Source organism: Pseudoalteromonas sp. MMG006 (genome assembly GCF_018101025.1).
Taxonomy (GTDB): Bacteria; Pseudomonadota; Gammaproteobacteria; order Enterobacterales; family Alteromonadaceae; genus Pseudoalteromonas.
The window spans coordinates 97247-107785 of sequence record NZ_JAGJEJ010000009.1 but is presented as its reverse complement, the minus strand read 5'-3'; the positions used below and the strand labels follow the sequence as shown (position 1 = coordinate 107785).

The window sequence follows — 10539 nt, the reverse complement described above, 5'->3', positions numbered from 1 at the left end:
TTCGCTTTAGTAGGATATTAATTAAATTATCATTTTTTTACCTCCGCTTTGATTGCTTTTATGGGTTTAAACGAGACATTTTAGTTATATTGCAGTAAAGTTAGCGCAATTTTTAAAGAAACACTGTTGCTTAAAATAACGTCTTAGTTTGACATTTTTAATAGGTAAACACGTGTTTTAGCTACACACACACTAGGTATAAAGATGGATCAAAAGCGTTGTGCCGTCGCCTCTAAAGAAAGCCTTAAGCGTATATTTACTGTACCTGAAGCGCCAGACTCAACTTTAAGCAAAATTGAGCTTGAAATTTCGAGTAATTTAGCAGGATTTCTAAACGAAAATATTGCGGCAATTGAGAAACCATTACACGAGATTGAAAAAGACTTTCAATCGGCAGTGATCCCAGAAGATCCAACGTTTGTCTCTGCCTATGCACAAGACATTATGGAGCAATTAGTTGCCCATTCTGTGCATACGGCTGCGCCAAGCTTTATTGGGCATATGACCTCGGCATTGCCGCACTTTTTATTGCCCCTTTCAAAATTAATGGTTGGTCTTAATCAAAATTTAGTAAAAATAGAAACTTCAAAAGCGTTTACACCGCTTGAACGACAAGTACTTGGGATGATGCACCATTTAGCTTACGGCCAAGATGATAGTTTTTATTCTAAATGGATGCACAGCGCTAAAACATCCTTAGGCGCTTTTTGTTCTGGTGGCACAGTAGCTAACATTACAGCGCTTTGGATTGCACGAAATCGCTTATTAAAGCCTGAAGGTGATTTTAAAGGAATTGGTGCGCAGGGCTTAATTGCTGGCATGTTACATTATGGTTATAAAGGGTTAGCTGTATTAATTTCTGAACGTGGGCATTACTCACTTGGTAAGTCTGTAGATTTACTAGGAATTGGCCGTGAAAACTTAATCGGTATTAAAACCTGTAAAAATAACAAAGTCGATGTTGCTGCTATGCGTGAAAAAGCCTTAGAGCTTGAAGCGCAAGGTATTAAAGTCATGGCTATTATTGGTGTTGCGGGTACTACCGAAACAGGCAATATAGATCCACTCGACGATATGGCCGACTTAGCACAAGAAATTAATTGCCACTTTCATGTGGACGCTGCTTGGGGTGGGGCGACTCTTTTATCGCAAACACACCGCCCACTTTTAAAAGGGGTTGAGCGCGCAGACTCTATTACCATAGATGCACACAAACAAATGTATGTACCAATGGGCGCGGGTTTAGTGCTGTTTAAAGACCCTGCGGCTACCGATGCAATTGAGCATCACGCTGAGTATATATTGCGTAAAGGCTCAAAAGATTTAGGTAGCCATACGCTTGAAGGTAGCCGACCAGGTATGGCTATGTTAGTGCATGCTTGCTTACGCGTTATTGGCCGTAAAGGCTATGAAATGCTAATTGATCGCAGTATTAAAAAAGCGCATAACTTTGCTGATTTAATAAAAGCTGATGAAGATTTTGAGCTTATTTCAGAGCCAGAACTGTGCTTATTAACCTATCGTTATGTGCCTAAAAAAATAAAGCAAGCCATTACACAGGCTGATGAAAAAACACGGATTGATATTTTTGCATCGCTCAATCGTTTTACTGCTAGTATGCAAAAACGCCAGCGTGAATCGGGTCGCTCGTTTGTATCGAGAACGCGTTTAACACCCGCTCAATACGATAATCAGCCTACAGTTGTATTTAGGGTGGTACTTGCTAACCCACTTACCTCAGGCAAAATTTTGAAAGAAATTTTAGCTGAGCAAAAAGAGTTAGCAAAATCAGATCCGGTATTTAAAAAGTACCTAAGCAAATATATGCAGTAACTTTTAGAAGTTGCTAAAACAAAGGCGCCAATTGGCGCCTTTGTTATTTTTAAAGCGTAATTATTTTAATCGTTAAAGCAATTAGCCTTTATAATATCGGTAATAATCTTTTGCGATGGGTTTATTTTTTCCATTGCTAAAAACTCATCAGGTTGATGGGCTTGATTAATTGAGCCCGGCCCCATAACGATTGTTTCACAGCCAAGTTGTTGTATAAAAGGTGCTTCAGTACAATAGTTTACTGCAACCGCTTTTTGTCCCGCTATTTTTTCTGCCATTTTAACTAGGGCGCTGTCGGTGCTGCCGCTAAATGCAGGTATAGGATCGTGTAAATCTATAACGCTCACTGCATTAGGGTATTGATCATTAATCTCTTTAGTTGCATCTATAAGCAGTGCTTGTAAGTCTTTTATACTTAACCCTGGGAGCGGACGCATGTCTATGTGCATTTCGCAGCAGCCACAAATTCTGTTGGCGTTATCGCCACCGTGTATATGACCTAAATTTAATGTAGGGTAAGGGATTTCGAAGTGCTCAACTGAATATTTATTCTTTAATTGCTCTTTTAAGTTTAGTAATTTTGTAGTTACTTTATGCATGACTTCGATGGCGTTGAGACCACGTTCAGGATCGGAGCTATGACCAGAGCGTCCAACCACTCTTATTGCAGTACTCATATGCCCCTTGTGTGTAAATACTGGCGTCATATCAGTAGGTTCGCCAATTATACAGCGTGCAGGTTTTAAATTAGGGTGCTTACAAATTTGCTGTGCCCCTGCCATTGTCGTTTCTTCATCGGCAGTGGCAAGTATCAAAATTGGCTGTGTTTGTTGCTTTTCATCAAGTTCACTAATCGCTTGCAGGACGAAAGCAAAAAAACCTTTCATATCAATACTGCCTAGTCCATACAGTTTATTATTATGCTCTGTTAATTTAAATGGATCGTGGTTCCAGCGGCTGTCATCAAACGGTACTGTATCGGTGTGTCCTGCAAGCATTAAACCGCCATCACCTTGTCCGCGTTTGGCTAATAAGTTATAGCGACCTTTACCACCTTCTAACTCTATAATTTCACAAGTAAAGCCTAAGCTTTCACACCACTGTGCAAGCAGTTCAATTACGTTTTTATTACTCATACAAAGCGTATCTTCTATTGCGCTAATAGAGGGAGCTGCAATGAGCTGTTGGTACATAGAAATAAACGAAGGCAAAGGCATAAAAAAAATCCAAAATTATTATTCAATTTAATTGCATAACAATATAAAAGTATTTATGATGAATATCAATTCACTTTTTAAGCATAAATATATTAAAGTAACGCCATGATAATAATGCGACGATAACCTACAAATTCATTAAATTAAGTCTTAATTTAGCGTCTAAGCTAATTTAAGCGAACAACATATTTATTAATCACACATTTTAAAATAACGAGTAATCAATGAATGTAGTAATTATTGGCGCAAGCGGTTACAGCGGCGCAGAGTTAGCAAGCTTAGTTGCTAATCACCCACATCTTAAATTAGCAGGTTGTTATGTATCTGAAGGTAGTTTAGATAAAAATAAACTACTAAGCGATCTTTATCCTGAGCACCTAGGTTTACTCGATAAGCCTTTACTTCCTCTTAGCGCTTCAGCATTTGATGACATTAATAATAGCGCTGACTATGTCTGTTTATGTACAGATCATAAGGTTAGTGTAGATTTAGCGCCAAAATTTTTAGCGATGGATAAAAAGGTATTTGATTTATCAGGTGGCTATCGCCTTGCAAGCAACGACGATTACGTTACTTACTATGGTTTTGAGCATCAACATCCTGAACTACTAAACGAAGCGGCCTACGGCTTAGCGGAATGGAATAGTGATGCTATAGCAAATGCACAACTCGTTGCAGTTGCAGGTTGCTATCCAACTGCGGCACTTAATGCACTAAAGCCTCTTAAACAAGCCGATTTATTAAGTGATGAAAATATTATTATTAATGCTGTATCAGGGGTAACGGGAGCAGGGCGTAAAGCAAGCGTAGGCACTCACTTTTGTGAAGTATCACTTGCTCCTTATGGGTTATTCAACCACCGCCATGGTCCAGAGATTGAACAGCACTTAGGTCATAAAGTGTTATTTACTCCGCATTTAGGTAATTTCCCGCGCGGTATTTTAGAAACTATTTATGTACAACTTAAGCCAAACGTTACCAAGGAAAACGTTTTAGACGCTTATAAAGTACTTGCTGATGAGCCATTAATTCGTTTGTTAGGCGATAAAATACCGTCTATTAAAGGTGTTGCAAAACAACCGTATGTGGATATTGGTTGGCAACAACAAGGAACGCAGTTAATCGTTATGTCTGCTATTGATAATTTATTAAAAGGCGCAGCAGGCCAAGCATTACAGTGCATCAACTTATCAATGAATTTAAAACATACTACTGGTTTAAAAGGAGCGTTTTAAATGAGCAAAAAAACGTGGGTAATTAAATTGGGTGGTGCTGTACTTAATATAGAAAATGCAGCTAAAGCTTTATTTGATGTTTTAAATGAACAGCAAAATGATGAGTTTGTCATTGTGCATGGAGGCGGCTCTTTAGTTGATACATGGCTAAAGCAGGCAGGCTTTGCTAGTGCAAAACATCAGGGCCTGCGTATTAGCCCAAAAGAGCAAATGCCGTACATTGTAGGCGCACTTGCTGGCTGTGCTAATAAACAACTTGTAAGCCAAGCAATAAATGCTGGGCACAAACCAGTTGGGCTAAGTCTTTATGAAGCTGGGGTTATGGCCTCGCAAAAGTTAAAAGCACTTGGCCAAGTAGGCAAATGTAAAAGTAATGATGATTCTATCGTTACCGATTTACTCAAAGTTGGCCGTCTACCTATTGTGAGCTCAATCGGATTTGACGAGCAAGGTAATTGGTACAACGTGAATGCCGATGAAGCTGCAGCAGCGATTGCCAGCAACTTAAACGCAGAACTTATATTTATGACAGATGTAGAAGCAGTGCTTGATAAAAATAAGCAGCCGTTACATCAACTTGACACAAAACACATTGATACTTTAATTAATGAAGGAGTAATTTTGGGCGGAATGGAGGTCAAAGTGAAGACCAGCCTACACGCTGCCCAACATTTACGACGAGGTGTGTATATTTCCAGTTGGCAAAAGCCAGAAAACTTAACTGCTTTGCTACAAGGCGAGCATGTCGGAACAAAGATTACACCATAGGGTTACCATGTTAGATAATTTTTTAACGGGTCTAGAATTAGACCAAGAAGGCGCACTTAACTTACTAAAGCTAGCGCGTGATTTAAAAGCAAATCCAGAAAAATACAGCCAAGTATTAGCGGGCAAGTCAGTTGTTACGTTATTTGAAAAACAAAGTTTACGTACGCGTTTATCGTTTGATATTGGTATTAATCGTTTAGGTGGTCACGCTGTATATTTAGATCAGCAAAACGGCGCTATGGGCGCACGTGAGTCTGTAAAAGATTTCGCACTTAATATTTCTACATGGGCTGATGGTATTGTAGCGCGTGTTAATCAGCACAGCACGTTAACAACACTAGGTGAATACTCTTCTGTACCTGTGGTTAATAGCTTATGTGATTTATATCACCCATGCCAAGCATTGGCTGATTTTTTAACGCTTCAAGAAGTACATGGCGATGTGAGCGAGCTTAAAGTCGCTTATTTAGGTGAGGGCAATAATGTAACTCACTCACTTATGCTATTAGCGGCAACGCTTGGTACTGATTTTGTGGCAGTAACGCCAAAAGGCAGCTCGCCTGATTCGCAAATTCTTAAAAAGGCTGAACAAATAGCAGCAATGAATGGCGCATCAGTAATGGTAAGCGACCGAGTTGAAGCGGCTGTTGGCGCAAACGTTGTTTACGCCGATACGTGGGTTTCAATGGGGGATGACACGCCACTTGAGCTTGTAAAAGAAAAGTACATGCCTTATCAGTTAAACCAAGCATTGCTAGATCAAACAGGTGCGACTACGGTATTACATTGCCAACCGGCACACCGTGAGTTTGAAATTACCTCTGAGGTAATGGATGGCCCAGCATCTAAAATTATTCAACAAGCAGAAAATCGCATGCATGCGCAAAATGCTCTGCTAGTTACATTACTAAATCCAAATTTTGTTAAGGAACACCTATGAGTTCAATTAAAAAAGTCGTTTTAGCCTATTCAGGTGGTCTTGATACGTCGGCTATCGTGCCATGGTTAAAAGAAAACTACGGCTGTGAAGTAATCGCGTTTGTTGCTGATGTAGGCCAAGGCGCTGAAGAGCTTGAAGGCGTAGAAGCTAAAGCAATCGCATCAGGTGCATCTGAGTGTTACGTGGTTGACTTAAAAGATGAAATGGTAAGTGAGTACATTTACCCAACACTTAAAACCGGCTCAATTTACGAAGGTACTTATTTATTGGGTACCTCTATGGCGCGTCCAATCATTGCTAAAGCGCAAGTTGAAATTGCACGTAAAGTAGGTGCCGATGCCCTTTCTCATGGTTGTACTGGTAAAGGTAACGACCAAGTACGTTTTGAATCGTGCTTTGCAGCGCTTGCACCCGATTTAAAAGTAATTGCGCCATGGCGTGAGTGGGACTTATCGAGTCGTGAATCATTACTAGATTACTTAGCTGAGCGTGATATTCCGTGCTCTGCTTCTGCAACAAAAATATACAGCCGTGATGCTAACGCATGGCATATTTCTCACGAAGGTGGTGAGCTTGAAGACCCATGGTGTGAGCCGAGCGACCAAGTATGGACTTGGACTAACTCTCCAGAGCAAGCACCTGATAAAGCAGAGCATGTAACGCTTACTGTTATTGAAGGTGAAGTGGTTGCGGTAAATGGTGAAGAGCTTAAACCTTACGACTGTTTAGTTAAATTAAACGACATTGCTGCACCTCATGGTGTTGGCCGTGTAGATATTGTAGAAAATCGTTTAGTCGGCATGAAATCGCGCGGTTGTTACGAAACACCAGGTGGCACCGTTATTATGGCGGCACTGCAAGCCATTGACGAGCTAGTACTTGATAAATCTAGCCGTAAGTGGAAAGAAGTACTGGGCGGTGAGTTTTCACACTTAGTTTATGATGGTCGTTGGTTTACACCTCTTAAAGATTCTATTTTAGCGGGCGCAGAAGCACTGTCTACACTAGCAACGGGTGAAGTTGTACTTAAGCTTTACAAAGGCCAAGTGACAGCTGTCCAGAAAAAATCACCTAATAGCTTATACAGCGAAGACTTTGCTACCTTTGGTGAAGATGATGTGTATGACCAATCGCACGCTGAAGGCTTTATTCGTTTATTCTCGCTTTCGAGCAGAATTTCAGCAATGGCTAAAAAGTAAATTATTTATAGCCCCTTGTAAAAGGGGCATTACAGGGTTTGGAGAGATTTCATGGCATTATGGGGCGGACGTTTTTCTACGGGTCCAGATGAGGCGTTTAAACAATTTAACGACTCACTTCCGTTCGATTACCAGTTAGCAGAGCAAGATATTATTGGCTCTGTGGCATGGGCAGGCGCACTTGAGCAAGTTAATGTGCTTTCAAGTGACGAGCATACAAAATTAGTAGCAGCATTAAACGAACTACTTGAAGAAGTAAAAGCAGATCCACAAGCTGTAGCAACCTCAGGTGCTGAGGATATTCACTCGCACGTTGAAGCTGCACTAATCGAAAAAGTAGGCGATTTAGCTAAAAAGCTACACACAGGCCGAAGCCGTAATGACCAAGTAGCCACCGACTTTAGATTATGGTGCCGCGATACTGCCGATCATTTGCTTGGTGCTATTGCCGGATTAAAAGCTGAATTTGTTGCCCTTGCAGAGCGTGAACTGGGTACTATTTTGCCTGGCTACACTCACTTGCAACGTGCTCAACCTGTATTGTTTAGTCATTGGTGTATGGCCTACGTAGAAATGCTTGAACGTGATGAAAGCCGCCTACAAGATGCCAAAGCACGTTTTAATTTTTGCCCGCTTGGCAGTGGTGCATTAGCCGGTACAGCTTACCCAATTGATCGCCAAGCTTTAGCGCATGGCTTAGGTTTTACAGGCGCGACGAAAAATAGCCTTGATGGTGTATCTGATCGAGACTTTGTAGTCGAGCTTTTAAGTTGTGCGTCTATTTCGATGATTCATTTATCACGTATGTCTGAAGATTTAATATTTTATAACTCGGGTGAAGCCGGCTTTATTGAGCTTGCAGATAATGTTACCTCAGGCTCATCTTTAATGCCGCAGAAAAAGAATCCAGATGCATTAGAGCTTATTCGTGGTAAAACTGGCCGTGTATTTGGCGCTTTTAGTGCCATGATGATGACGTTAAAAGCGCTGCCACTTGCGTACAATAAAGATATGCAAGAAGACAAAGAAGGCCTATTTGATGCTATGCCAACATGGCTTGCGTGTATTCATATGGCACAAGCGTGTATTAAAGGCGTAAAAGTAAACGGCGATAAAACGTTAGCCGCGGCAAAAGGTGGCCACGCTAATGCAACAGAACTCGCTGACTACTTGGTTGCTAAAGGTGTGCCCTTTAGAGAAGGTCATCACATTGTTGGTGTGCTGGTGCAACTTGCCATTAGTGAAGGTAAAACCTTAGAGGAGCTTTCACTTGAGCAGTACAAATCGGTTAATGACGTATTTGAAGATGACGTTTACCCAGTACTTGAAATAGATGCCTGTATTAAAGCACGTCAAGCGCTTGGCGGTACCTCTATTGAACAAGTAACGAATGCTGTTAAAGAAGCCAAAAAAAAACAGCAAATAACGGTTCGTGATGCAAATTTAGATGATGTTGAAGATATTGCTAGGCTTATACAGCACTGGGCAACCGTAGGTGAAAACCTACCTCGCGCTAAAAGCGACATGGTGCACTCTATTAACGAGTTTGCGGTAACTGAAATAAATGGAAAGGTGTCTGGCTGTGCGTCGTTATATATTTACGACACTGGCCTTGCTGAAATACGCTCTTTAGGTATAGACCCTAAAAGTGCTGTATCTGGGCAGGGCAGGCAGCTTGTAGATCACTTATTAACAAAAGCCAAAAAATTGGCGCTTAATCGCGTGATTGTATTAACGCGAGTGCCAGACTTTTTTGAGCAGCAACGTTTTACTTTCTGTAGCAAAGAATCATTACCTGAAAAAGTAATGAAAGATTGCGAGCTTTGCCTTCGTAAAGAAAACTGTGACGAAGTTGCGATGGAATATATTTTGAAGCCAAGTACACGTGCGGAGATCCCGTGTAAATACGTGGCTTAAACTCCCTGGATACAAAAACGTACGGTTACCCCTGTGCGTTTTTTTATGTGTATAACGCGTTGGTCAGATTGGATTGGGGTTTAATTAAGGTTTTAGATTAGTTTTAATAAATGGATGTTATTAGCGTGTTTTTTTAGATGTCAAAAAATATTGGCACGTTGGTTGCTTTTTATTAAGTAGATAGCAAAAAATAGCTATCACCGCTTAAAACAGGTAATGCAATTACCTACATGATGGCGTGACTATAAGTTGCACCAAAAGATATTAAAAATTTATAAGGAACAATTACATGCAAATTTCAGCTAATAACCAACTACAAATGCAAGCATACAATAAAACACAACAATTACAGCCTGCAACGGAACAAACTGCTAGCCCTAAAACACTACAATCTGATACAGTAAGCTTCTCTCAAGAGGCGATGACGGCAAGCGGAGCGGAGCTTCAGCGCATAGGAGTGATTCACCCAGATCACCCAAAGCCAAAATGATTTTAAGGTTGTAAATGTTTATTACTGAGTTTTTTGGTTTTTTTTCTCTTTCCGCATTTGCTATGTGGGGATTTCTAATGGCGTTTTTTTTTAATGTGTTTGTTTTTAGCTTAAACATTAAGAGGAATACGACCTTATTGCTCAGTTCATTAATTATGATGGTTTCTTACACCACTTCTGACTATTTTTATACTTGGCTTTCGATACACAACACAACTTATCTTGATTGGGCTTTTTACGACCTCACAACAATTTTTTCGTTGTGGCTCTGTTCAATGTTTATAAAGATAAAAACTCCGTCTTTTCTATATCTAATTGTTGGGTTGACTATTAATTCAATTTTCTTTGTGTTTATGCATCTAGATATGTATCTTCTAAAGAATTACGAGCCTTGGCTTTTTTGGGATATATACACATTTACCGTTAATTTTATTGATTTCGTTATGATTGTTTCTTTAATTGTAGATAGGGACTTTTTAGGTCTTCACAAGCTAAAAAATAAACTGCTTGGTTTGTTTAAGTCTCAAAAACCGCAGCCTACAACTTAGTTTAAATGTATTTTTCCGAAGCCCTAATGGATTATGTAGCGGCTTTTTCCCAGTGGGGCTTTTTAATGGCCTTCCTTTACTGTTTAGTTTCTAGCATAAACAAAGTAAATAAGTCCCCTGTTTACCTATCTGCGTTAATGCTCTGCTCATATATTTTTGGCAGCTACATAAGATTGTTAGATAACCTATATCTTAATTGGGCTTTCTACGATTTTATTACAATTTTAGCGCTGTTCACATTACAGTATCTCTGCTTATTTAAACGTACTAAAATTCTCCTATTCCTCGTTCTGGCGCTAATAACTAATGCTTCACTGACGTTGCTTTTGTACTATGACTTGTATGTTCTATATAACTTTGAACCATGGTGGTATTGGAGTGTTTACTCCATT

Annotated in this window: 8 protein-coding genes; 7 read left to right on the top strand and 1 reads right to left on the bottom strand. The window is 40.0% G+C overall.

Annotation, left to right across the window (positions count from 1 at the left end; all coding sequences use genetic code 11):
- The first annotated feature begins 204 nt into the window (after window positions 1-204).
- Window positions 205-1833 carry a pyridoxal-dependent aspartate 1-decarboxylase PanP gene (gene panP, locus J8L73_RS10845; RefSeq protein WP_211017001.1) on the top strand — a complete coding sequence of 543 codons (1629 nt, stop codon included), beginning with the start codon at window positions 205-207 and terminating at the stop codon, window positions 1831-1833.
- Between the two features lie 65 nt (window positions 1834-1898).
- On the opposite strand, the gene argE is transcribed toward panP, so the two are convergent.
- A complete protein-coding gene (gene argE, locus J8L73_RS10840; RefSeq protein ID WP_211016993.1) occupies window positions 1899-3050 on the bottom strand; it encodes an acetylornithine deacetylase in 1152 nt (383 codons plus the stop codon).
- 224 nt (window positions 3051-3274) lie between these two features.
- Between argE and argC the strand changes: the two genes are divergently transcribed.
- The 6 genes from argC (at window position 3275) to J8L73_RS10810 (ending at window position 9599) form a co-directional block, all read left to right on the top strand.
- Window positions 3275-4285 carry an N-acetyl-gamma-glutamyl-phosphate reductase gene (argC, locus tag J8L73_RS10835; RefSeq protein ID WP_211016991.1) on the top strand — a complete coding sequence of 337 codons (1011 nt, stop codon included), beginning with the start codon at window positions 3275-3277 and terminating at the stop codon, window positions 4283-4285.
- Window positions 4286-5053, top strand: a complete 768-nt coding sequence (argB, locus tag J8L73_RS10830; RefSeq protein ID WP_211000873.1) for an acetylglutamate kinase — start codon at window positions 4286-4288, stop codon at window positions 5051-5053.
- 7 nt (window positions 5054-5060) lie between these two features.
- A complete protein-coding gene (locus tag J8L73_RS10825) occupies window positions 5061-5993 on the top strand; it encodes an ornithine carbamoyltransferase (RefSeq protein ID WP_211000872.1) in 933 nt (310 codons plus the stop codon).
- Complete coding sequence (locus J8L73_RS10820) at window positions 5990-7192, top strand: argininosuccinate synthase (protein ID WP_211016989.1); 1203 nt, start codon at window positions 5990-5992, stop codon at window positions 7190-7192. The genes J8L73_RS10825 and J8L73_RS10820 overlap by 4 nt, the downstream gene beginning before the upstream one ends.
- 51 nt (window positions 7193-7243) lie before the next feature.
- Entirely contained in the window at window positions 7244-9109 is a 1866-nt protein-coding gene (argH, locus tag J8L73_RS10815) for an argininosuccinate lyase (RefSeq protein WP_211016987.1), read from the top strand.
- Between the two features lie 289 nt (window positions 9110-9398).
- Window positions 9399-9599, top strand: a complete 201-nt coding sequence (locus J8L73_RS10810; protein WP_211016985.1) for a hypothetical protein — start codon at window positions 9399-9401, stop codon at window positions 9597-9599.
- The last annotated feature ends 940 nt before the right edge of the window (window positions 9600-10539 follow it).

Coding starts and splice junctions, on each gene's coding strand:
- argH (WP_211016987.1), top strand. CDS start 7,244: ATGGCATTATGGGGCGGACGTTTTTCTACGGGTCCAGATGAGGCGTTT.
- argE (WP_211016993.1), bottom strand. CDS start 3,050: ATGCCTTTGCCTTCGTTTATTTCTATGTACCAACAGCTCATTGCAGCT.
- J8L73_RS10820 (WP_211016989.1), top strand. CDS start 5,990: ATGAGTTCAATTAAAAAAGTCGTTTTAGCCTATTCAGGTGGTCTTGAT.
- argB (WP_211000873.1), top strand. CDS start 4,286: ATGAGCAAAAAAACGTGGGTAATTAAATTGGGTGGTGCTGTACTTAAT.
- argC (WP_211016991.1), top strand. CDS start 3,275: ATGAATGTAGTAATTATTGGCGCAAGCGGTTACAGCGGCGCAGAGTTA.
- J8L73_RS10810 (WP_211016985.1), top strand. CDS start 9,399: ATGCAAATTTCAGCTAATAACCAACTACAAATGCAAGCATACAATAAA.
- J8L73_RS10825 (WP_211000872.1), top strand. CDS start 5,061: ATGTTAGATAATTTTTTAACGGGTCTAGAATTAGACCAAGAAGGCGCA.
- panP (WP_211017001.1), top strand. CDS start 205: ATGGATCAAAAGCGTTGTGCCGTCGCCTCTAAAGAAAGCCTTAAGCGT.